21 protein-coding genes are annotated in these 22722 nt (G+C 73.7%); 8 read left to right on the plus strand and 13 right to left on the minus strand.

All coding sequences use genetic code 11. The features are described 5' to 3' along the window. The 5 genes from E0D90_RS08715 to E0D90_RS08735 form a co-directional block, all read left to right on the plus strand. On the plus strand, positions 1-1486 hold a 1486-nt coding region (locus tag E0D90_RS08715), incomplete at its 5' end, for a lactate utilization protein B (protein ID WP_130797251.1). After that, complete coding sequence (locus E0D90_RS08720) at positions 1483-2178, plus strand: LutC/YkgG family protein (RefSeq protein ID WP_130797252.1); 696 nt, start codon at positions 1483-1485, stop codon at positions 2176-2178. The genes E0D90_RS08715 and E0D90_RS08720, both read left to right, overlap by 4 nt. A gap of 149 nt (positions 2179-2327) precedes the next feature. Continuing rightward, entirely contained in the window at positions 2328-2540 is a 213-nt protein-coding gene (locus E0D90_RS08725) for a CsbD family protein (protein WP_103501593.1), read from the plus strand. Between the two features lie 233 nt (positions 2541-2773). Next, entirely contained in the window at positions 2774-3379 is a 606-nt protein-coding gene (locus tag E0D90_RS08730; RefSeq protein ID WP_103501594.1) for a helix-turn-helix domain-containing protein, read from the plus strand. 108 nt (positions 3380-3487) lie between these two features. Beyond that, the gene (locus E0D90_RS08735; protein ID WP_130797253.1) at positions 3488-3670 is read left to right on the plus strand and encodes a DUF6126 family protein; all 183 of its coding nucleotides are present in this window, start codon (positions 3488-3490) and stop codon (positions 3668-3670) included. Positions 3671-3827: 157 nt separating this feature from the next. Here E0D90_RS08735 and glnA read toward each other — a convergent pair whose 3' ends face one another. Beyond that, a complete protein-coding gene (gene glnA, locus E0D90_RS08740; RefSeq protein WP_103501596.1) occupies positions 3828-5243 on the minus strand; it encodes a type I glutamate--ammonia ligase in 1416 nt (471 codons plus the stop codon). Between the two features lie 252 nt (positions 5244-5495). Here glnA and E0D90_RS08745 point away from each other — a divergent pair, with 252 nt between their 5' ends. After that, entirely contained in the window at positions 5496-5960 is a 465-nt protein-coding gene (locus E0D90_RS08745; protein ID WP_103501597.1) for an RDD family protein, read from the plus strand. A 185-nt stretch (positions 5961-6145) separates the two neighbouring features. Here E0D90_RS08745 and E0D90_RS08750 read toward each other — a convergent pair whose 3' ends face one another. The 3 genes from E0D90_RS08750 to lipB all read right to left on the minus strand — a co-directional run bounded on the left by E0D90_RS08750 (position 6146) and on the right by lipB (position 8989). Further along, positions 6146-6850, minus strand: coding sequence for a DUF4191 domain-containing protein (locus E0D90_RS08750; RefSeq protein WP_103501598.1), 705 nt, complete (start codon positions 6848-6850; stop codon positions 6146-6148). 239 nt (positions 6851-7089) lie between these two features. Next, positions 7090-8034 (minus strand): lipoyl synthase, encoded by a 945-nt coding sequence (gene lipA, locus E0D90_RS08755; protein WP_130797254.1) that lies wholly within the window; start codon positions 8032-8034, stop codon positions 7090-7092. Between the two features lie 169 nt (positions 8035-8203). Continuing rightward, positions 8204-8989: a lipoyl(octanoyl) transferase LipB gene (lipB, locus tag E0D90_RS08760; RefSeq protein WP_103501600.1), complete on the minus strand. Its 786-nt coding sequence runs from the start codon at positions 8987-8989 to the stop codon at positions 8204-8206. Positions 8990-9241: 252 nt separating this feature from the next. On the opposite strand from lipB, the gene E0D90_RS08765 reads away from it, so the two are divergent. Continuing rightward, the gene (locus E0D90_RS08765) at positions 9242-10909 is read left to right on the plus strand and encodes an NsdA family TPR-like regulatory protein (protein WP_130797255.1); all 1668 of its coding nucleotides are present in this window, start codon (positions 9242-9244) and stop codon (positions 10907-10909) included. 249 nt (positions 10910-11158) lie between these two features. On the opposite strand, the gene E0D90_RS08770 is transcribed toward E0D90_RS08765, so the two are convergent. The 7 genes from E0D90_RS08770 to E0D90_RS08800 form a co-directional block, all read right to left on the minus strand. Further along, a complete protein-coding gene (locus tag E0D90_RS08770; protein WP_170214945.1) occupies positions 11159-11989 on the minus strand; it encodes a GntR family transcriptional regulator in 831 nt (276 codons plus the stop codon). Positions 11990-12036: 47 nt separating this feature from the next. Next, entirely contained in the window at positions 12037-13083 is a 1047-nt protein-coding gene (gene pdxA / locus E0D90_RS08775; RefSeq protein WP_103501603.1) for a 4-hydroxythreonine-4-phosphate dehydrogenase PdxA, read from the minus strand. Continuing rightward, positions 13080-14312 (minus strand): four-carbon acid sugar kinase family protein, encoded by a 1233-nt coding sequence (locus E0D90_RS08780; protein WP_130797256.1) that lies wholly within the window; start codon positions 14310-14312, stop codon positions 13080-13082. The genes pdxA and E0D90_RS08780 overlap by 4 nt, the downstream gene beginning before the upstream one ends. Continuing rightward, the gene (locus E0D90_RS08785) at positions 14309-15403 is read right to left on the minus strand and encodes a 2-keto-3-deoxygluconate permease (RefSeq protein WP_130797257.1); all 1095 of its coding nucleotides are present in this window, start codon (positions 15401-15403) and stop codon (positions 14309-14311) included. The genes E0D90_RS08780 and E0D90_RS08785 overlap by 4 nt, the downstream gene beginning before the upstream one ends. Positions 15404-16251: 848 nt before the next feature. Beyond that, entirely contained in the window at positions 16252-17538 is a 1287-nt protein-coding gene (locus E0D90_RS08790; protein WP_227870086.1) for an FAD-dependent oxidoreductase, read from the minus strand. Between the two features lie 217 nt (positions 17539-17755). Continuing rightward, positions 17756-18670, minus strand: coding sequence for a TIGR01777 family oxidoreductase (locus E0D90_RS08795; RefSeq protein WP_130797263.1), 915 nt, complete (start codon positions 18668-18670; stop codon positions 17756-17758). 187 nt (positions 18671-18857) lie between these two features. Further along, a complete protein-coding gene (locus E0D90_RS08800) occupies positions 18858-19421 on the minus strand; it encodes a DUF4240 domain-containing protein (protein ID WP_130797259.1) in 564 nt (187 codons plus the stop codon). A gap of 174 nt (positions 19422-19595) precedes the next feature. Here E0D90_RS08800 and E0D90_RS08805 point away from each other — a divergent pair, with 174 nt between their 5' ends. Continuing rightward, on the plus strand, positions 19596-20519 hold the full coding sequence (locus E0D90_RS08805; RefSeq protein ID WP_227870087.1) for an SDR family oxidoreductase: 924 nt from the start codon (positions 19596-19598) through the stop codon (positions 20517-20519). Positions 20520-20611: 92 nt separating this feature from the next. On the opposite strand, the gene E0D90_RS08810 is transcribed toward E0D90_RS08805, so the two are convergent. Both E0D90_RS08810 and sucB read right to left on the minus strand, forming a co-directional pair. Then, complete coding sequence (locus E0D90_RS08810; protein WP_130797261.1) at positions 20612-21622, minus strand: helix-turn-helix transcriptional regulator; 1011 nt, start codon at positions 21620-21622, stop codon at positions 20612-20614. A 138-nt stretch (positions 21623-21760) separates the two neighbouring features. Beyond that, the coding region (gene sucB / locus E0D90_RS08815) for a 2-oxoglutarate dehydrogenase, E2 component, dihydrolipoamide succinyltransferase (RefSeq protein WP_130797262.1) at positions 21761-22722 on the minus strand (962 nt) is incomplete at its 5' end.

Below are 22722 nucleotides of genomic sequence, written 5' to 3' on the forward strand. Positions count from 1 at the left end.
CGCCCCCACCCGGGACGCCCCTGACAACGTCGTCTGGCTCGGCGCCCCCGCCTTTCCCGACGCCGCCCGTACCGCCCTCGCCGACACCCAGCTCCGCACCAACCTCGGCCGCGCCACCACCACCATCCGCGACAAGCGCCGCGCCGTCGCCGCCGAACTCGACGACTGGGAGGAGCTGCGCGAGGCGGCCGCCGCCATCAAGCGCGACACCCTGCTCCGGCTCGACACCCATCTGCTGCGGCTGGAGGAGAGCGTCACCGCCGCCGGCGGCACCGTGCACTGGGCGGCCGACGCCGCCGAGGCCAACCGGATCGTCACCGACCTCGTCCGCGCCACCGGCGAGCGCGAGGTCATCAAGGTCAAGTCGATGGCCACCCAGGAGATCGGCCTCAACGGCGCGCTGGCCGCCGCCGGGGTCACCGCCTACGAGACCGACCTCGCCGAACTCATCGTCCAGCTCGGCGAGGACCGCCCCTCGCACATCCTCGTCCCCGCCATCCACCGCAACCGCGCCGAGATCCGCGACATCTTCCACCGGGCGATGGGGGAGTGGGGCCGCCCCGCACCCGAGGACCTGACCGACGACCCGCGCGCCCTGGCCGAGGCCGCCCGGCTGCACCTGCGCGACCGGCTCACCCGCACCCGCGTCGCCGTCTCCGGCGCCAACTTCGCCGCCGCCGACACCGGGACCGTCGCCGTCGTGGAGTCCGAGGGCAACGGCAGGATGTGCCTGACCCTTCCCGAGACGCTCATCACCGTCATGGGCATCGAGAAGGTGCTGCCCGCCTTCAGCGACCTGGAGGTCTTCCTCCAGTTGCTGCCGCGCTCCTCCACGGGCGAGCGGATGAACCCGTACACCAGCCTGTGGACGGGCGTGCACGAAGGGGACGGCCCACGCGCCTTCCACCTGGTGCTGCTCGACAACGGCCGCACCGCGACCCTCGCCGACCCGGTCGGCCGCCAGGCACTGGGCTGCATCCGCTGCTCGGCCTGCCTCAACGTCTGCCCCGTCTACGAACGCACCGGCGGCCACGCCTACGGTTCGGTCTACCCGGGTCCGATCGGCGCCATCCTCAGCCCACAGCTCAGCGACGCCGGCCACGTCAACTCCCTGCCGTTCGCCTCGACCCTCTGCGGCGCCTGCTACGAGGCGTGCCCCGTGAAGATCGACATCCCGGAAGTGCTGGTCCACCTGCGCGCCCGATCCGTCGAGGCGCGCCGCACCGGACGCAACCCGCTGCCCACCCCGGAGGCAGCGGCGATGAAGGCAGCGGCCGTCGTCCTCGGCTCACCACGGCTGCTCGCCCGCGCGCAGCGCGCCGGGCGGCTCGGCGGACGGCTGCTCGCCCGCGACGGCACACTGCGCCGGCTGCCCGGCCCGCTCCACCACTGGTCCGACACCCGCGACACTCCGGCGCCGCCCGCCGAGTCCTTCCGCGACTGGTGGCGGCGGACCCGTGGCGGGACCGACGAGGAGGCCCCATGAGTCGGGAGTACCCCGCGACCGGACGGGAGGCCGTGCTCGGCCGCATCCGGGCAGCACTGGGCGCGACCGCACCGGGGACGGACGGGGCGGCCGAAACGGTGGCATCGGTGGAGGTGCCGCGTCACTACCGGCGCGACCACGCCGGGCCCGACCCCGTCGGCCTCTTCGCCGAGCGCGTCACCGACTACCGGGCGACGGTCGTACGGACCGCCGACCCAGCCCGCGCCGTCGCGGCGGCCCTGCGGCGGCGCGGGGTGCGCGGCCTGGTGGTGCCCGACGGGCTCCCGGAAGAGCTGCTGGCCCACGTGGACGACGGGGCCGGCGCGCCCACCCTGCTGCGGGACAGCCCGCCCCTGACCGTCGACGCCCTGGACGCCGCCGACGGGGTCCTCACCGTCGTCGCAACGGCCATCGCCGTCACCGGCACCCTGGTGCTCGACGCCGGGCCGGGCCAGGGCCGCCGCGCCCTCACCCTGCTGCCTGACTACCACCTGTGTGTGGTCCGCGCGGACCAGATCGTGGGCGACGTCCCCGAAGCGCTGGCCGGGCTGGACCCGACCGCGCCCCTCACCCTCGTCTCCGGACCCTCCGCGACCAGCGACATCGAACTGCGGCGGGTCGAGGGGGTGCACGGGCCGCGCACCCTGGACGTGGTGATCGCCGAGCCTGACCTCGCCCCCGCCGGCGACTGAACGCCATCGGGACTCGTAGCTCAGGAAGGCGACGGAAGGGGAGGAAGGGGGACGACACGCCCGGCCGTACTAAACGGGGTGAATTCACTCCGGCGCACTATCCTCGATCTCAGACCGAACGCCAGCCACCTAGCGTCTAGGAGATCTCCATGAGCAACGACGGAGCCGCAGACCGCCTGAAGGGCAAGGCCAAGGAGGCGATCGGCAAGATCACCGGCAATGACCGGGCCAAGGCCGAAGGCAAGACGGACCAGGCCAAGGGTAGCGCCAAGGAAGGCGCGGAGGGCCTCAAGGGCCGCGTCGCCGGCGTCAAGGACTCCCTGACGGGCAAGGGCGACAAGGACGGCGACAAGAAGGACTGACGAGAGAGCGACAACGACCGCGACGCCCCACCTCCGGGGTCGTCGGTACGGCGGTCAACCGCAGACTCTCGGCTGAGGGCCCCGGAGAGACGGGGCCCTCAGTCATGTCATCATCCTTGGGGGTGCCCGGCCCGCGCCCTCACAGGTCGCCGTCTCCGCGCCGCCGCCCGTGAGGAATTTACCTCTCGGGCAATATTTTTGCCTGTGAGGCAACTCCATGGCTCAATGAGCCCATGGGTCCCACACCGCCCGAGCCCGGCCCGGACGTCCCCGCCATCGCGCCCCGGCTCCGCGAACTCCGCCGGAGCGCCGGCCACACCCTGGAGGCCGCCGCCGCGCGGCTGGGCCTCTCGCCCGCACACCTCTCCCGCCTGGAGACCGGCCTGCGACAGCCGTCGCTGCCGATGCTGCTCGCGCTCGCCCGCACCTACGGCACCACCGTCGCCGAACTGCTGGGCGAGACCCCTCCGGAACGCGACCCGATCATCCGCGCCGGCCGGCCCGAGGCCGTCGAAGCGGGCGGCTGGACCTACCGCCAGGCCGGAGGCTCCCAACGCGCCATGCAGGCACTGCGCGTCCACGTACCACCCGGCACCCAGAACGACCTGGTGCGTGTCCACCCCGGGGAGGAGTGGCTGTACGTCCTCGACGGGCGGCTCGGCCTGACCCTCGGCGAGGCCCGCCACACACTCGAACCCGGCGACGCCGCCCACTTCGACAGCCTCACCCCGCACCGGATCACCGCCGCGTCCCCCGGCGGGACCGACCTGCTCTTCGTCCACACCCTGCTGCGTTCCCCCGCCGGCGCCCTCTGCCTGGACGGCGCGCCGACCGGATGACGCCGTGACGCCCGTGCCGCCGTGCCCACCGCAATCCCGCAACCCCGTCACCTCGTGACGCAGCCCCGCACGCGCCGCCCCGGCGCACCGACCCCGGAAGGCGCCGACATGCCGAGCGAGACCACCGACGACAACGAGCGGAAGCCGGCCCCCGAGCCCTCCGCGGGCCACGGAGAGGAACGGGGCGAGGGCCGCTTCCCCCGAGGTCTCCTCATCCGGCTGTCCTTCTACCTCATCGGCAGCCATGTCTTCGCCGCCTTCCTCTACCTCCTCTTCGTCGTGGGCAAGTAAGGGGAAGGGGCTCGTTCGAGAGTGGGGCGGCGTATGAGCCCGCCGCCCGGACGTGTCGCGAACGCCGTCGGCCGCTCGCCCCCGAGACGCGGGGGGAGCGGCCGACGGCGTTCACGCTGCCCATGGGCACCGATGGGTGCCCTGAGCTGCGCCTATGTCACACGTCGAAGTACAGCTCGAACTCGTGGGGGTGCGGGCGGAGCTGCATGGGGGCGATCTCCTTCTCCCGCTTGTAGTCGACCCAGGTCTCGATCAGGTCGGAGGTGAAGACGCCGCCGGCCTGCAGGTACTCGTTGTCCTCCTCCAGGGCGGTGAGCACCTCGGGCAGGGAGGTCGGGACCTGCGGGATGCCGGCGTGCTCCTCGGGGGCCAGCTCGTACAGGTCCTTGTCGACCGGCTCGGCCGGCTCGATCTTGTTCTTCACGCCGTCGAGGCCCGCGAGCAGCAGCGCGGAGAACGCCAGGTACGGGTTGGAGGACGGGTCCGGGGCGCGGAACTCGACGCGCTTGGCCTTCGGGTTCGAGCCGGTGATCGGGATGCGCATCGCGGCGGAACGGTTCCGCTGCGAGTAGACCAGGTTCACCGGGGCCTCGAAGCCGGGCACCAGGCGGTGGTAGGAGTTCACCGTCGGGTTGGTGAAGGCCAGCAGCGACGGGGCGTGCTTGAGGATGCCGCCGATGTAGTAGCGCGCGGTGTCGGAGAGCCCGGCGTAGCCCTGCTCGTCGTAGAACAGCGGCTGGCCGCCGGTCCACAGCGACTGGTGCACGTGCATGCCGGAGCCGTTGTCGCCGAAGATCGGCTTGGGCATGAAGGTCGCGGTCTTGCCGTTGCGCCAGGCGACGTTCTTCACCAGGTACTTGAAGAGCATCAGGTCGTCGGCGGCGGCCAGCAGCGTGTTGAACTTGTAGTTGATCTCGGCCTGGCCGGCGGTGCCCACCTCGTGGTGCTGGCGCTCGACCTCCAGACCGGCGTTCATCAGCTCCAGGCTGATCTCGGCGCGCAGGTCGGCGAAGTGGTCGACCGGCGGGGCCGGGAAGTAGCCGCCCTTGTAGCGGACCTTGTAGCCGCGGTTGCCGCCCTCCTCGATCGCGCCGGTGTTCCAGGCACCCGCGACCGAGTCGATGTGGTAGTAACCGGCGTTGGCCTTGGTCTCGAACCGCACGTCGTCGAAGACGTAGAACTCGGCCTCGGGGCCGAAGTAGGCGGTGTCCGCGATGCCGGAGGAGGCGAGGTAGGCCTCGGCCTTCTTGGCGATGTTCCGCGGGTCGCGGCTGTAGGCCTCACCCGTGATCGGGTCGTGGATGAAGAAGTTGATGTTGATCGTCTTGTCCTTGCGGAACGGATCCACCCGGGCGGTGGAGAGGTCCGCGAGGAGCGACATGTCGGACTCGTGGATGGCCTGGAAGCCGCGGATCGACGAGCCGTCGAACATCAGCGGCTCGTCCGGGTCGAACGTCTGGACCGGAACCGTGACGTGCTGCATGGTGCCCGGCAGGTCGCAGAAGCGGACGTCGATGAACTTGACGTCGTTGTCCGAAATATACTTTTTGATCTCGTCGGCGTTCTGGAACATCCGGAGTCCTCCTTGCCCGCCGCGAGGACGGGGCGTTGCAGCTCGATGGGCAGCCCAGTGCGGTGACCTGCCGGGGTCGACCCTAAGAACAGGCCATTACTCGGGAATGACTCACCTGTTTCAACGATGTTAACCAGACACATCACGTCTTTCCGGTGAGGCGAGCCGCACACTCCACGCGCGAACCGTGCCCGTCATCCGCCTCCCCGGGCCGGTCGCGGGTCTCCGGACGCCAGGCGTTACCGTGGAGCCGTGGACAAGCGGCAGGCAATCGGATCGTGGCTCTCCGGCCCCCGCGCGGCGGCCGAGCAGATGGGCGTCGAGTTCGGCTACCGGGGCAGGCGCCTCGGACTGCCCGAGGAGGGCCCGGGCTCGATCGCGGGCCCGGGGCGCCGTGTCGCCGCCCTCGCCATCGACTGGCTGCTCTGCATGGTGATCGCATACGGTCTGCTCGCCGCCGACCGCACCTCCGTCGGCAACTGGACCCTGGCCGTCTTCGTCGTCATGGCGATCCTGACCGTCGGCACCATCGGCACCACCCCCGGCAAGCGGATGCTCGGCCTGCGGGTGGTCTCCGTCCACGGCGGACGTCTCACCTTCCCGCGCGGAGCGCTGCGCACCGTGCTGCTGGCCATGGCCGTCCCCGCCCTGATCTGGGACCGTGACCAGCGCGGTCTCCACGACCGCCTCGCCGGCGCGGTGCAGGTCCGCATCTGACCGAGGCCGCGCGCCGCGCCGGGTGGCTGTGGCTGTGGTCGTCCCCGTTCCGCCTGCCGCCGGTGCGGCTCGTCCTCTCATGCCCGCTCTCTCGCGCGGCGTCCCAGCCATGACGAAGGGCCGGGTGCCGACCGTCTCCGGTCGGGCACCCGGCCCTTCGTGAACCCGTGGGGGAGTGGGCGCGCTCAGCGGCCCTTGGGCATCTGCCCCTTAGGCATCTTCATGCCCTTCGGCATGGGCCCCTTCGGGACCGGCATGTTCTTCATCAGGTCGCCCATGGCGCGCAGCCGGTCGTTGACCTCGGTCACGCGGTGGCCGGGCATCAGCCGCGGCAGCTTCATGATCTTGCTGCGCAGCTTGCCCAGCGGAACCTGGCCCTCTTCCCGGCCGACGATGACATCGTGCACCGGAACGTCTGAGACGACCCGGGCCATGCGCCGCTTCTCGGCGGCGAGCAGGCCCTTGACCCGGTTGGGGTTGCCCTCGGCCACCAGCACGACACCGCACTTGCCGACCGCGCGGTGCACCACGTCCTGGTTGCGGTTGAGCGCGACCGCCGGTGTGATGACGAACCCGCGCTTGATGTTCTCCAGCACCGCGGCGGCGGCGCCCGGCTGGCCCTCCATCTGGCCGTAGGCCGCGCGCTCGGCACGCCGGCCGAAGATGATCGCGGTCGCCAGCAGCGCCACCAGGAAGCCGAGGAAGCCCAGGTAGATCGGGTGGCCGATCAGGAAGCCGATGCCGAGGACCACACCGAACGTGCCCAGACCCACACCGGAGATGATCCAGCCGATCCAGCGGTCGGACCGCCGGGTCATCTTGTAGGTGAGACCGATCTGCCGCAGTCTGCCCGGGTTCTCGGGGTCGGCTTTCTTCTTCTTCCTCGCCATGGATCCTCTTCTTCGTCCCAAAGCCCGGTCCACCGCCCCGCCGCGCGTGGGCGTCGGGCAGTGCCGGGACGAGCGCGGTGCGGGCGGCGTCGAGCCGAACAGTCACTCGCAAGTTTACGTTGCCGGGACGGTGGTGACCCGCCCGGGACGGCGCCGTGCCCTTCAGGCACGGACGACGCGGGTGGCCCGGCCGTACGGCCGGGCCACCCGCGTGGCGTCGGGGGTGCCGTCGTCAGGGCTCAGGCGGCGGAGGAAGCGGCCTCGCGCCGGTCCATCGCCTGACGGTAGAGCCGCCCGGCACGGTAGGAGGAACGCACCAGCGGGCCGGACATGACGCCGGCGTAGCCGATCTCCTCGGCCTCCTGCTGGAGCTCCACGAACTCGTCGGGCTTCACCCAGCGCTCCACCGGGTGGTGGCGCGGCGTGGGCCGCAGGTACTGGGTGATGGTGATCAGCTCGCAGCCCGCCGCGTGCATGTCGCGCAGCGCCTTGCTGACCTCCTCGCGGGTCTCGCCCAGGCCGAGGATCAGGTTGGACTTGGTGACCAGGCCCGCCTCGCGCGAGGCGGTCAGCACCTCCAGCGACCGCTCGTAGCGGAACGCCGGGCGGATGCGCTTGAAGATCCGGGGCACGGTCTCGACGTTGTGCGCCAGCACCTCGGGCCGGGTCGAGAAGACCTCGGCCAGCTGCTCGGGCACCGCGTTGAAGTCGGGGATGAGCAGTTCGACGCCGGTACCGGGCATCATCGCGTGGATCTGCCGCACGGTCTCCGCGTAGAGCCAGCTGCCGCCGTCCTCCAGGTCGTCCCGGGCGACGCCGGTGATGGTGGCGTACTTCAGCTCCATCTGCTTGACCGACTCGGCGACCCGGCGGGGCTCGTCGCGGTCCAGCTCGGCGGGCTTGCCGGTGTCGATCTGGCAGAAGTCGCAGCGGCGGGTGCACTGCTCGCCACCGATGAGGAAGGTCGCCTCGCGATCCTCCCAGCACTCGAAGATGTTGGGACAGCCCGCCTCCTGGCAGACCGTGTGCAGCCCCTCGCGTTTCACCAGGCCCTGCAGGGCGGTGTACTCGGGGCCCATCTTCGCCCGGGTCTTGATCCACTCGGGCTTGCGCTCGATCGGGGTCTGGCTGTTCCGGACCTCCAGACGGAGCATCTTGCGACCGTCGGGTGCGACAGCGGACACGTCCGGCTCCCTACACTTTCGATTCTTCGGCGAACACCAGGGTACGCCTTTGCTTGTCCGGGCGGAGGCCCGGTGTGACCCGGTCGACGCCGGGCGCTGCGCCCACGCGTGGCGGGCGCCCCGCGCCCGCCACGGGCTCGCGTGAGCCCAGCGGGCGCCTGTTCCACGGTTACACGGCCCGTGGCACCGGGGCGGCCGCGTCCAGCACCGCGCGCAGCTCCCGCTCGACCATCGGCAGCACCTCGGCGACGGACACCTCCCGGCCCAGCTCGTGTGCGAGCGAGGTCACACCGGCGTCGCGGATGCCACAGGGCACGATCCGGTCGAAAGAGGTGTTGTCGGGCGCGACGTTCAACGCGAACCCGTGCATGGTGACGCCCTTGGCCACCCGGATCCCGATGGCCGCCAGCTTGCGGTCCTCGCCCCGCTGACCCGCGTTGGACGGCGCGTACTCCGGGCCGCTCAGCCGCGGGTCGAACTCCTCGTCGTGGAGCCGGGGGTCGAAGTCCAGCGACAGGCCGCCCAGCCCCGGCGCGGGCGCTGTGCGGGCCTCGCCCAGCACCCAGACCCCGCTGCGCCCCTCGATCCGGGTGGTCTCCAGCCCGAGCGCCGAGCAGACGCGGATCAGCGCCTCCTCCAGCCGCCGGACGTGGGCCACCACGTCGACGGGCCGGGGCAGCTTGAGGATGGGATAGCCCACCAGCTGGCCGGGGCCGTGCCAGGTGATCTTGCCGCCCCGGTCCACATCGATGACGGGGGTGCCGTCCAGGGGGCGTTCGCTCTCCTCGGTGCGGCGCCCGGCGGTGTAGACCGGCCGGTGCTCCAGCAGGAGGCAGGTGTCGGGGATCTCGTCGGCGAACCGGGCCGTGTGCACCCGGCGCTGCTCGTCCCAGGCGGCCTGGTAGTCCACCGCCTCCGCGCCGAAGCCCAGATGGACAAAGCGCAGCTCGCTCACTGCCGCTCCTTCGCTGTGCGCTGCGGTTTCCCGCCTTGCGGGCCGCCGCGTCGCCCCTGGGGGCGGGTCGCGTGCCGGGCCGACCTCCACTGTACGGCCGGACGCTTCCGTGACCTCCGTGGGCCCTTACTCACACGTATGGATGAATCCCCGCCAAAGCCACGAATACGGGCCTCGGATGCGGCTACATTCACGCCCGTCCTCCCGTCCGCGGTAAAGGCCCGGCCGGGGTTCCACGAGAGAGATCTGCTGATGTCCACGGAACGGCCCGGAGGCACGACCTCCTCCCCCTCCACCCGGCGGAGCCCCAACCGCCAGCTCGCGACCCTGATCGCCGAGGCAGGGTTCTCCCATGCCGGGCTCGCCAGACGCGTCGACCAGCTCGGGCTGGAACACGGACTCGATCTCCGCTACGACAAGACATCGGTGACCAGATGGCTGCGGGGTCAACGTCCGCGCGGCACCACCCCCGCGCTGATCGCCGAGGTCTTCACCCGTCGTCTCGGCCGTCGGCTCACCGCCCAGGACCTCGGGCTGGAGGCGTGCGCCCCGGTCTACGCCGGGCTGGAGTTCGCCGCCGGCCCGACGGAGGCGGTCGACATCGTCGCCGGGCTCTGGCGCAAGGACTCCGGCACCTACGCCGAGTTGCGGAAGATCGCCTTCACCCCGGCAGGGCTGGTCGTCCCCAGCCGTGACTGGCTGATCGGGCGTCCCGACGAACGGGTCGCGCGCGGCGAACCCGATCCCGTCCCCGGCGGGGTCCCCGCCCAGGCGCCCGGCCCCGCCGGCGGCTCCTCCGCCGCTCCCGGCGCGCAGCCGCTGCGCGGACTGCCGGGGCACCCGCCCGGGCCCACCGTCGGCCGTCCCGTCGGCCTGCCGTCGGCGGTGTCCGCGCTGTCCGGCCAGCACCGCTCGGGGGTGCGGGTGCCCGAGCAGGTGCGCGGGCCCCTGCGGGGTGTGCCCGAACCGGGCGTGGCGCCCGGCGGTCATCGCGACCGCACCGAGCGCGGCCCCGGCCAGCGGGTCACCGCCGGTGACATCGCGGCGCTGCACTCGGTCGCCGACCTGTTCCGCAAGCTCGACAACGCCTACGGCGGCGGCCACGCCCGGCAGGCGCTGATCCGCTACCTCGAACACGAGCTGGAGCCGCTCCTGCGCGGCAGCTACAGCGAGCAGACGGGCCGGCGGGTCTTCTCCGCCGCCGCGGACCTGACGCGGCTGGCCGGGTGGACGGCGTACGACATCGCAGCCCACGGCCTGGCGCAGCGCTACTTCGTACAGGCGCTGCGCCTGGCCCAGGCAGCCGGTGACCGGGGCTACGGCAGCTACGTCCTGGTCTCCATGAGCCGCCAGGCCGTCTACCTGGGCCATGGCCGGGAGGCGGTCCAGCTGGCCCGCGTCGCGCAGCAGGGCACCGCCAGTTCCGCTCCGCCCGCGGTGCAGGCGCTGCTGCACGCGGTCGAGGCGCGCGGGCACGGCCTGCTCGGCGAGGTCCGGGCCTGCACGGCGGCGCTGGCGCGCGCCGAGCGGGCGGTGGAGGCGTCCCGTCCGGGTGACGAGGTGCCCTACTGGGCGCGGTTCTTCGACGAGGCGCAGCTCGCCGACGAGTGCGGGCACTGTCATCGCGATCTCCAGCAGCACCGGGCCGCCGCCCGGCACGCCGAGCGGTCGCTCCAGCTGCGTGGCCCGGCCTACGCCCGCAGCCGGCTGTTCTGCCGGGTGGTGCTGGCCACCGCCCGCCTCGGGCTCGGTGAGCTGGAGCAGGCGTGCGCGCTGGCCTCGGAGGCGGCGCAGCAGGCTGCGGAGATGCGGTCGGTCCGCGCCCACGAGTACATCCAGGACTTCGAGCGGCGGCTGGAGCCCTACCGGGACGCGGCGGTGGTCCGGAGCTATCGGGAACGGCTGGCGGCGGCCCGCTGACCGTGACCGCGTCGGGAGGGTCCACCGGCCGGGTGGGTACCGGTGGCCGTCTCCCGGCCGGTCCGGTGGCATGCGCGGTCGTTGTGCCGGTGGCGGGCGGGCCCGCCGGGGGTTCTCGGAACGCGCGAGCCCGCCCGGCCCGTGCGCCGGAACCCCGCCCGCCCGGGCCGGGCGGGCTCTGTCTCTTATACACATCTCGAGCCCACGACCGTCGCCGGAAGCGAACGGGTCAGGCCACGGAGTACCAGCTCACAGCGACCGGCGGATCGCCCGCAGTTCCGCCAGCGCCTCCTCGGCCAGGGCGGCGGCCCGGTCCACCCGGCCGGTCAGGTCACCGGCGGCGGCACCGGAGCCGTTCCGGGGCCCGGCGGGGGGAGTGCCGGGCTGGAGCGTCAGGTCGAAGGCGATGCGGTCCGAACGGTGCCAGGTGGAGAACTCCTCCACCGGCCGGCCGTCCTGGTCCACGCTCATCCCCTCCAGCAGGAGCAGCGGAGCCCCGGCGGCCACGTCGAGCACCGTGTCGAGCGGCGGGGCGGCGGCCACGGCGCGGATCGTCCGCCGCCCGTCCGCGACCCGGCGCCCCGTGACCTCGGCCACCACCTGGTGCAGCGAGGTGTCGGTCAGGGCTTCCCGGCCGAGTGCCTCCCCGATGCCGACGGGGAGGTAGGTGCGGATGAAGGCGGCGGGCCGGCCGTCGACCCGGCGCAGCCGCTCCAGGAGCGTCACCGGGGCGCCGAGCGAGGTGACGTGCTGAGGTGGTTCGGCCTGCTCCAGCCGCAGCACCTCGGTGGTGGTCCGGGTGCCGCGCTGCTGGAGCTGGGCCATCAGGCCCGAGGAGAGGTCGACGTCACGGTGGAGTTCGCCGCGCGGCGCCACGACCGTGCCCCGCCCCTTGGCCCGCCGCACCAGGCCCTCCGCCTCCAGGGTGGAGAGGGCCTGGCGGACCACGGAGCGGGAGACGGCGAACTGTTCCTGCAGCGCGCTCTCCGAGGGCAGCAGGTCACCGGGGCTCAGCTCCCAGTCGTGGATGCGTCCGCGCAGGTCGTCGGAGATCCGTGCGTGCAACGGCGTCCTGGCCACGTGTTCTCCTCGTCGGTCCTCGGCGCCACGTCGCCCTCCGGGCGCCGTCAGCCGGCGTCGCGCGTGCCTTCGGCTTCCCGCGCCGCGCGCCACACATGATCCCATCCGGGTGCGAGTGCGGCGGCGCGCTCGGCCGCGAGCACCAGGCTGGCCTCCCGCGCGATGCCCTTGCCCGCGATGTCGAACGCGGTGCCGTGGTCGACGGAGACCCGCACCACCGGCAGGCCGACGGTGATGTTGACGCCGTCGTCGCCGTACACCGCCTTGAAGGGGGCGTGGCCCTGGTCGTGGTAGCAGACCACGACCAGGTTCCAGCGGCCCTTCACGGCCTGGGGGATCAGGGCGTCCGCCGGCAGCGGGCCGTGGACGTCGAGTCCGGCGGCGCGGGCACGCTCCACCGCGGGGGCCAGCACATCGGCGTCCTCGTCCCCGAAGATCCGGTTCTCGCCCGCGTGGGGGTTGAGCCCGGCCAGGCCGATGCGCTCCCCGGGCCGGCCCAGCGCCTTGGTGAACGCCCCGGCCAGCGTCAGGACGGCGTCGGTCCGCTCGGGCGTCACGCCGTCGATGGCGTCCCGCAGCGAGACGTGGGTGGTGAGGTGGAAGAAGTAGAGGTCGCCGGCGGACAGCACCAGTGAGAAGTTCCTGACCCCGAACTCGTGGGCGAGGAGCTCGGTGTGACCGGGGAACCGGTGGCCCGCGGCGTGCATGGCCGCCTTGTTCAGCGGCGCGGTCACGATGCCCTGGACCTCGCCGCGCTTGGCGAGTTCCACGGCGGTCACCACATAGCGGTGGGCGCCGTCGCCGGCGTCGGCGTGGATCTCGCCGAACGGCACGTGGGCCAGGGACGGGCCGGCCTGGACGACCTCGATCAGCCGCGGGTCGTTGGACGCGTCGCCGGGACGGTCCAGGACCCGTACCGCGGCCGGGTCCGCGCCGATCGTCTCGCAGCCGCGCCGCAGGGAGTCGGCGTCGCCGACCACCACGGGCACGCAGCGTTCGCGCAACTCGGGGTGGTGGAGGAGGGACCGGGCCGTGATCTCGGGGCCGATCCCGGCCACGTCGCCGACGGTGAGGGCGAGCAAGGGCCTGGTCATCGAGAGGTCTCCGTTCGGGTGGGGGTGCGCAGGGAGCGCAGAAGCAGGGTGAGGGTCGTCTCGTCGCCGAAGCCGCCGGCCTTGGTCACCACGGCGAGGCCGTCTCGCGAGCCGCCGGCGATCCGTCCGTCGGGCACGCCTTCGAGCAGCGTGCCCCGGACGGCGATGCCGTGGGAGCCGACGGCGGTGAGGAACGCCTCGGCGCCGTCGCCGCCGATCAGCACCGCGGCGTCGAAGGGGCGGGTGGCGCCGTCCAGCAGTGCCACCGCCCGCTCGGCGAGTGCCGTGGCGAGCGGCCCGGAGTGGCCCGGCCGGGCCCGCTCGTCCGGGGAGAGCAGGACGAGAGGACCGTCACCGGCGGGTGGCGCGGGGGTCTCGCCGCGCAGCAGCGCGTCGATCTCGGTGCGCACCACGGTGACCGAGCCGTCGGCCTCCGCGGCGGTCACCTGGGCGCGGGCGACCGCGTGGTGGGAGGTGACCAGGACCAGCGGCCGGTGCGCCGTGGGAGGTGGCACCGCCCGGTCCGGCCGCCCGCCGCCCGCGCGCCAGAGCGCGGCGAGTGGCGCGGCGAGCCCGGCGGAGCCGGCGGGGACCGCGCGGGGTCCGAGCAGGAGGATCGCCTCGGCCAGACGGGCCAGTTCCTCGTCGGTGCTCGCGTCGGCGGCGATCACCGCGCCGCGAGTGCTCGCCGCGTCGATCGCCCGGGCCCAGGCTCCGGCGGACGGTTCGACGGGCACGGTCACCGCGCCCGGCACCAGCTCGGTCAGCAGATCGCGGGTGACGGGGGTGACCGGGTCACGTCCGGCGGGGGATCGGGTGACGGGCTCCCCGTGGACCATGAGCCGTCCCTGGCGGACGGTGCGGCCCATCGCCGGGTAGGCGGGGCAGAGTACGACGATGGTGCGCTCCGGCGAGCCGGACCGCGCCGACAGGGCGCCCGCGATCTGGGCGGCCACGGAGCCGCGCAGCGTGGAGTCGGTCTTGAGGTAGAGATGGTCGCCGTCGTCGAGTCCCTCGGCCTCCACGGCGGCCCGGGTCGCGGCCGACGCCGCCTCGGAGAGGAGGGCGCGCGAGTCGGTGGAGAGCGCCGTGGCGTGGCCGGGGCCGACCGGCGCGGGGGCGTCCCCGCCGAGGCGGAGCGTGGTGCTCCACCCGGCGAGGGCGAACTGCACACCGGTGTCGTTGGCTCCGGTGAGGTCGTCCGCGACCACCAGGACGCGGCCGCTCACAGCCGCACGTCCCGGTCGTCGCCGTCGCCGTCGCCGTCGGAGTCCGGGGCCGCGGGCCCGTCCGCCGGGCTGCCCTCCTTGCCCTCGCCGATCTCGCGGCCCTCCTCGTCGACGACGGTCAGGCCGCCCTGGCGCTTGAGGACCCAGGAGGCGATCAGCGGGGCGAGGATGGCGGTGATGAGGGCGGAGGCGGCGACCTGGGCGGTGGCCGTCTCGACGTAGGGGGCGAACTGCGGGTCGGCGGCGCCGACGATCGCGGGGGTCGCGATGGCGTTGCCGGCGGTGGTGCCCGCGGCGAAGCCGATGCCGCTCTTGGCGCCGCGGCGCAGGACGTGGCGGTAGCCGAAGTAGACGAGCGCGCCGGTGAACGGGGCGACGATGGCGCCGACGAGCAGACCGGAGGCGCCGCCGCGGACCACGTTGCCCAGGTCGATGCCGGTGCCGAGCGCGAAGGCGAAGAACGGGATCACGATGCTGGGCGTGCTCCGCATGACGTCACGCCACTTGGGGTCGAGGTTGCCGACCAGCATGCCCAGGACGAACGGGACGATGGCGGCCAGCAGCAGCGTGCCGGGAATGGCCGCGAGGCCGGAGACACCGAGGAAGACCATCGAGAGGAACGGGCCGTCGTTCACCGCGGAGGACACGTACGCGCCGCGGTCCCGCTTGTCGCCGTAGCGTCCCGTGAAGGCGAGCCACAGGCCGCCGTTGGAGTTGTCGACGGCGACCAGCAGGGCCAGGATCGACACGCCCGCGATGCCGTCGAGCCCGACGGCGAGTCCCAGCAGCACGACGGCGGTGGCCGGGATCAGCGACTTCGCGGTCAGGATCACGGCGGCGTGGGCCAGGACGGGACCGCTGGTCCGCGCGGTGACATGGGTGCCGGTGGCGAAGATCAGGAGCGCGATGAGTGCCAGCGCGCCGTCCTTGAACAGTGCCGTGGTGAAACTGCCGATCTCCAGGGCGGGCATCGCGAACGTTCCGACGATGGAGCCGAGCACCAGGGGGATGAGCATGAGGCCGCCGGGGATGCGGTTCATGAAGTCGAAGATCGGGACGATCGTTCTGTCGGTCGCGTCGTTGCGGGTCATGGGTTCTCCGTCATCGTGCCAGGCATGTACGGACAGCGTGTCCGTACATGTTGTATGTACGGTGAGGTCGACCCCACCCTCGTGTCAACCCGCCGGAGGTCCCGGATCGGCAGCGCCGCGGACGCAGGCCCGCCCCGGGGCCCGACATCTCACCCTGTGTCCACCTGGCCTCGCGCGGGGCAGCCGTCCGTGGGGTTTCCCGCAGTCGGGTGCGTGTGGGCCGAGAGGTGACGCTCGGCAGAGCCGCGCCCCGGGGCCGGGCGCGCGCGAGCGCGGGCTCGGCGCGGCGGGGCGCCCGGGGTCCGCGCGGCCGTCGGCGCGCGCGGGCGCGAGCGCGGGCTCGGCGCGGCGGTGACGGCGGGCCCGGGACGGTGGCGCTCGCGGCGCCTGTCGCTGCCGGGGTACCGCGCGTCAACGGCGGTGCGTGCGCGTTGTTCTGACTGGCGCTCGGAGCGCGGCCGCGCCGGTCGGCGTGCCCCCGGCGCGCGTGCTCCGGGAGGGTGGCCGGTGCCCTCCGACGGGCGACCGCGCCGTGACGGTGCGGCTCGCCCGGCCGCGTGCCTCCGCTGGCGTGTGTCCCGTGTCCCCTGGGCGGTCACCCGCTGACCGGCGGGGCCCGCCGGGGTGCCGCACCGGCGCCGGGGGCGGTCGGATGACGGGACCCGGCGTGCTTCGCCGCGGCCCCCGGGGCGTCGGCGCGAGAGTGCCGGGCCGCCGGGGCGGGCCGGTGGGTGAGCGCGGCTGTCGGCCGCGCCCGACGCCGTACGCCCGGCACGCCGGACAACCGGTGCGCCGGACGCGGCGGTCAACCCGGGGCGCCGGGGCCCCGGCGCCCGTCGTCACCGTGGTTAGGCGGCGGCCTCCTCGGCGAGGTCGGCCGGACGCACGCCCGCGTCCCACAGCAGCGCCTCCGCGGCCCGCCGCGCGGAGGAGAGATCACCCGCCACGCCAGGTGTGGCGCGGTGGTCGCCGCACACGTACATCCCGTCGATCAGCCGCACTCGGCGGTGCGGGGCGTAGGGCGGCGGCAGCGCCGGTATCGCCTCCGCGTCGTGGTGGGTGGCCAGCAGCTCCCAGTCGTGCGCCGGGGCGCCGTAGAGCGTGCCGAGCTGGGCCCGGGCCGCCTTGTCGAGGACGTCCGGCGGCTGGGCCGCCTCGCCGCCCAGCACCACCGAGGTGACCAGGGTGTGACCGGCGGGCGCCCGGCAGGGGTCGGCCGCCGAGGCGGCCAGGGTGTGGGTGACCGGCCCGCGGCGGGCGGTGTCGACGATGAGTTCCGGACCGGCCTGGAGCTGTTCCGGCGCCGCGTGGTGCAGCACCGTGACCGGATGGAACTCCGGCACCCGGATGCCGGGCACCAGCCGTGCCGCCTCGCGCGCCCCGGTCGCCAGCAGGACGGCCCGGCAGCGGAAGGTGCCGGCCTCCTCGGTGGCGACCGCCGTGGTGGCGACGGAGGTGGCCCGCACCCCGGTGCGTACCGTTCCCGGCGGCAGCGCGTCGGCGAGCAGCCGGGGCAGGACGTCATTGCCGCCGGACGGCATGCCCAGGCCGGACCGTGCGAACGCCCGCAGGGTCAGGTCGCTCAGCCGGCGTGAGGCGATCAGCTCGGGGTCGCCGAGGAGCGCGGTCAGCAGCGGCCGCAGCGAACCTTCGGTGATCCGGGCGGGAATCGGCCGGGAGGCGAGGGCCGCGTGCGCGGGGAGTTCCGGGCGGGCCCGCAGCCGCGACTCCGAGAGGGAGCCGAGGTGGCCGAGGTTGGCCCGCAGCCAGGTCTGGTCGAAGGTGCTGGCCAGCGTGCGCTGGTGCCGGGGGCTCGGGTGACGCGGGGAGCCGCCGACCCGGTGCACCCGTTCGGCGCCGTGCAGCAGCACGCCGCCGGTGAGCCGCCGGATCGGCAGGGGGGCCGGCAGGCGGCGCAGTTCGGGGGTGCCGGGCACCGGGAGCCAGCTGGTGTGGTCCAGGTGGTAACCGTCCACTCTGCCGGTGGCGAGCCGTCCGCCGGGTCTCGTGGACGCTTCCAGCACGGTCACCGCGAGCCCGGCGCTGGTGAGGTGGTGTGCGGCGGCCAGTCCGGCCGGGCCGCCTCCGATGACGACGACATCGGTGTCCGTACGGTGCGTGCGGCTGCTGGGCACGTGCCCTCCCCTGGAGGTGTTCGGTGCGTCCGGCCGGTGGTGGGGGTCTTCCGGCCTGCTCGCCTCATGCCCGCTGTGGGAGCCGACCATACGCGAGCCAAAGACCGACAATAGGACGGATGTCCGGACGGGGCGCGCGCGCATGGACCGTGCACGGTCGCACGCGAACCGCGCACGTGTGAGGCGGCGCGCCCCCGTGCGACGGGGCCGCGGCCGACTACGCCGCCTCCTCGGTCAGCGCGGCGCGCACCGCGTCCTCCACACCCGGGTGGGTGAAGGTGAAGCCCGCGTCGAGCAGCCGCCGCGGCACGACCCGCTGGCTGCCCAGCACATCGGTCGCGAACTCGCCGAGCGCCACCCGCAGCACCGGCGCCGGCACCGGGAAGAGGGCGGGCCGGTTCAGCACACGGCTCATCACCTTCGTCACCTCGCGGTTGGTGACCGGTTCCGGCGCTGTGAGGTTCACCGGCCCGGTCAGACCGTCGGGGCCCTGCTCCAGCAGGAAGCGCAGCGCCGCCACGTGGTCGTGCAGTGAGATGTGGCTCCAGTACTGCCGGCCGTTGCCCATCCGGCCGCCGATACCGGCCCGGAAGACGGGGAACAGCCGGCCCCAGGCACCACCCTCGCGGGCCACCACCAGGCCGGTGCGCGGGAAGACCGTGCGGATGCCGGCGGAGACGGCCGGAAGCGCCGCCGCCTCCCACTCCTGGCAGACGTCGGCCAGGAAGCCCTCACCCGCCGGCGCCGACTCGTCCACGCGGCGGTCGCCGGTGTCGCCGTAGAAACCCACCGCGCTGCCGCACACCCACACCCGGGGCGGGGCGTCCATCGAGGCCAGCGCCTCCGCGATACCGGCGGTGCCGAAGACCCGGCTGTCGCGGATCTCGCGCTTGTAGGCGTCGGTCCAGCGATGGTCACCGACCCCGGCGCCCGCCAGGTGGACGACGGCGTCGCAGCCGAGCAGCGCGGTCGTGTTCTGGTCGACGTCCTCGCCGGAGGCGTCCCACTGGACCTCGTCGGGCGCGTCGGCCTCGCGGCGCACCAGCCGCATCACCCGGTGCCCGTCGGCGCGTAGCGACGCCACCAGCGCGGAGCCGATCAGGCCGGTGGAGCCGGTGACGGCGACGGTCATCGTCGCCGGGTCCTCCGGCTCGTCCTGTTCGAGGCCGGCGACGATCGGCGTGACGCCGGGGGCCGGCCCGGTCCCGGCGTCGGGAGCGCCGGTGCCGGTGCCGGGGGCGTCGGTGTCGGGGTGCGCGGCGTCGGGCCGCCGCGCGGCCTGCTGAGGCGTGGGGTCCTGCGGGGAGTCAGCCATGGCGTCAGGCTAGGCCCTGACCGGACACGCGCCGGGTAGCCCGGCCGGTACCCTCCCGGAACCGTTCCCACAGCCGCGGGTAGACCGCCGCCAGCGCCCGCTCGTCCTCGAAGTCCACGGGCACGCCCAGCGGTTCGGACGGTGCCTCCGGCAGGCTCAGCTCCGGCAGCTCGTCGCCGGTCAGCTGCTCGTAGGCGTCGAACGCCGCGTAGCCGATGTCCTCGGCCTCGCCGTCCGTCTCCTCGTCGAACCGCGTCAGCAGCTCCGCGAGGGCGTCCGGGTCGTGCAGCGTCCCCTCGAACACCTGGCGGCCCTGGGCGATGAGCCAGCACCGGAAGTTCTCGAAGCAGTCGTCGCTGGCGCCGTCCAGCAGCACCCATGCCGCGCCCCACACGTCCCAGCGGTAGGCGCGCACGAAACGCGACTCGAAGTGGCGGGCGAAGTCGGTGACCGCCACTGGATCGAGGGTGGAGAGCTGCTCGACGAGCAGGTCGGCGTGCTCGTCGGGGTCGCCCCCGGCTGCCTCCCGCGTGCGGTCGACGATCTCCCAGAACTCCGTCTCTTCCACGAGACCAGCATCGGTGCGGGCGTCCGCCTTCGCACGCCGAGCAGCCGGGATGCCGCTCCGGCTCCCGGGTGCGCTGTTCGCGTGATCGGACGGAAAGCCGGACAGAGGATGTCGGGTATCGCTGGCAGCGTGAGCCGCACGGGGAGAAGGAAAGCCACGGAGAGGACGTCAGACGTGAACCAGCAGGAGCCGCCACTGAGCGGCAGGGTCGCACTCGTCGCGGGAGCCACCAGGGGAGCCGGGCGCGCCATCGCGGTGGAGCTCGGCCGGGCCGGAGCCACCGTGTACGTCACGGGACGCACCACCCGCGAGCAGGTCAGCGAGGTGGGCCGGTCCACCGAGACCATCGAGGAGACCGCCGAACTGGTCACCGCCGCCGGCGGGGAGGGCATCGCCGTGCCCACCGACCACCTCGTGCCCGAACAGGTCCAGGCCCTGACGGAGCGGATCGACGCCGACCACGGGCGGCTCGACGTCCTGGTCAACGACGTCTGGGGCGGCGACCACCTGCTGGTCTTCCACCAGAAGGTCTGGGAGGCGAACCTCGCCGACGGCCTGCGGATGCTGCGCCTGGGCGTCGAGACCCACATCATCACCACCCACTACGCGGTGCCGCTGCTGATCCGCCGGCCGGGCGGACTGCTGATCGAGATGACCGACGGCACCAACGCGTACAACGGGCCCCGCTACCGCGAGCACTTCCACTACGACCTGGCCAAGTGCGCGCCGCTGCGGATGGCGTTCACGCTGGGGGAGGAGCTGAAGGAGAAGGGCTGCACGGCGGTGGCGCTCACCCCCGGGTTCCTGCGCTCCGAGGCGATGCTGGAGGCGTTCGGGGTGACCGAGGAGAACTGGCAGGAGGGTGCCAGGGTCGAGCCCTCCTTCGTCATCGCCGAGTCGCCGCTGCTGGTCGGGCGGTCCGCCGCGGCGCTGGCCGGGGACCCCGGGGTGGCCCGCTTCAACGGGCAGTCGCTCTCCAGCGGGCAGCTGGCCCGGGAGTACGGCTTCACCGACGCCGACGGCTCCCAGCCGGACGCCTGGCGGTACATCCCCGACTACCAGGACGACCCCACCGTGGACGTGGCGCGGTACCGCTGACCGGGTGACCGCCGCCGAGGCGCGGGGGGCGGGGCGCGGGGGCGTGGGCCGTCCGGCTGCCCGCGCGCCCGGCGTGCCCCCGCGCGCCGGGATCAGCCGTAGCGCTCGGCCATCCGGCGTGCGGCGGCGGCGAACCGCTCGCGCAGCTCCGGCGGTGCCAGCACCTCCGCCTCGGCGCCCAGGGAGAGGAGCTGTCCGAACGCCACGTCCTGGCTCTCCACCGCCAGTGACACGGTGACCTCGCCGTCACCGTCACCGCCGCCACCGCCACCGTCGCCCCCCTCACCATCGCCCTCGGCGGTGGCGGCGGCGAGGGCCTCGTGCGCGGCCGCCCGGTCCGTCACATGCGGCAGCCGCGCCCGGCCGGCGGCGGTCAGCCGCAGCGTCACGCGCTCCCGCAGCAGCGACCGGGCGAACGCGAGCGACTGCCGCTCCCAGAACTCCGGCAGCCCGAACTCCTCCCGCCGGACGAACGGCGTCCCGTCGCTCCTCGCCGCGGTGAACCGGTCCACCCGGTAGACCCGGTGGTCCCCGCCCTCGGGCCGCGCCGCCAGGTACCAGACACCCGCCTTGAGAACCAGGCCGTAGGGCTCCAGCAGACGGCTCACCTCCGCGCCGTCCCGCCGCCGGTAGCGCACCGACAGCCGCAGGTCGCCCCAGACGGCCTCGGCGACGGCCGGGAGCAGCGCGGGGGAGGCGGCCGGTTGCCACCACCCCGGGGCGTCGAGGTGGAACCGCTGGGCGGCGGTGTCGCCGGCGTCCGCCAGCGCGGGGGAGAGCGCGGCGCTCAGCTTGAGGCGGGCGGCGGAGGCGGCGTCGGCCAGGCCCATGGCGTGCAGGGCCGACGGCACGCCGGAGAGGAACAGCGCCTCGGCCTCGTCACGGCCGAGCCCCGTGAGCCGGGTGCGGTAGCCGCCGACCAGCCGGTAGCCGCCGGCCCGCCCCCGGTCGGCGTAGACGGGGATCCCGGCGCCGGACAACGCCAGCGCGTCCCGCGCCACCGTGCGCTCGGAGACCTCCAGCTCGGCGGCCAGCTCGCCCGCCGTCATCGCGCCGCGGTTCTGGAGCAGCAGCACCATCTGGATCAGCCGGGCAGCACGCATGCCCCCATGATGCCGCCCGGGCCCGGGCCTCCCAGCCACGGAGCCGGAACGCCGACGGCGCCGCGCCCCGCCCGGGAGTCCCGGTTGGGGCACGGCGCCGTCGCTGCCGTGCGGTGGCCCGCTGCGCGGGCCGGGCCGCTACAGGCCCAGCTCGCCCTCGAACTCCCCGGCCTCCAGGCGGGCCTTGATGGCCCCCAGGTAGCGGGCGGCGTCGGCGCCGTCCACCAGCTGGTGGTCGTAGGAGAGGGTGAGGTAGACCATGTCGCGGATGGCGATGGTCTCGCCCAGGTCCGGGTGGTTGATGACCACCGGGCGGCGCACGGTGGCGCCGATGCCCAGCTCAGCGACCTGCGGGTAGTTCACGATGATCGTGTCGAACAGCGCACCGCGCGAGCCGGTGTTGCTGATCGTGAACGTTCCGCCGGACATGTCGTCCGGGCTGAGCTTGCCGGTGCGGACCTTGCCGGCCAGCTCCGCGGTCTTCCGGGCGATCCCGGCGAGGCTGAGGTCACCGGCGTCCTTGATGACCGGGACCATCAGGCCCTTCTCGGAGTCCACCGCGATCCCGACGTTCTCCACGTCGTGGTACGTGACGGTGGAGTCGTCGTTGATCCGGGCGTTGATGACCGGGTGCGACTTCAGCGCCTCGGCGGCGGCCTTGACGAAGAACGGCATCGGCGAGAGCTTGACGCCCTCCCGGGCCAGGAAGGACTCCTTGGCCCGCGCCCGCAGCTTCATCAGCTTGGTGACGTCGACCTCGATCACCGTGGACAGCTGCGCCTGGTTGCGCATCGCCTTCATCATGTTCTCGGCGATGACCTTGCGGATGCGGGTCATCTTCACCGTCTGACCGCGCAGGGCGGCAGCGGCGGCCGGGATCTCCACCGGAGCGGACGCCGCGGGAGCGGCGGCGGCCGGCTGCTGGGCCTTGGCTGCCTCGGCGGCGGCGAGCACATCCTGCTTGCGGATGCGTCCGCCGACACCGCTGCCCTTGACCGTGGAGAGGTCCACGCCGGTCTCACCGGCCAGCTTGCGCACCAGCGGCGTGACGTAGGCGCCGTCCGACGCCGGGGCGGCGGCGGCCGGGGCCGCCGCCGCCC

The organism is Streptomyces otsuchiensis (genome assembly GCF_004305975.1).
Taxonomy (GTDB): Bacteria; Actinomycetota; Actinomycetes; order Streptomycetales; family Streptomycetaceae; genus Streptomyces; species Streptomyces otsuchiensis.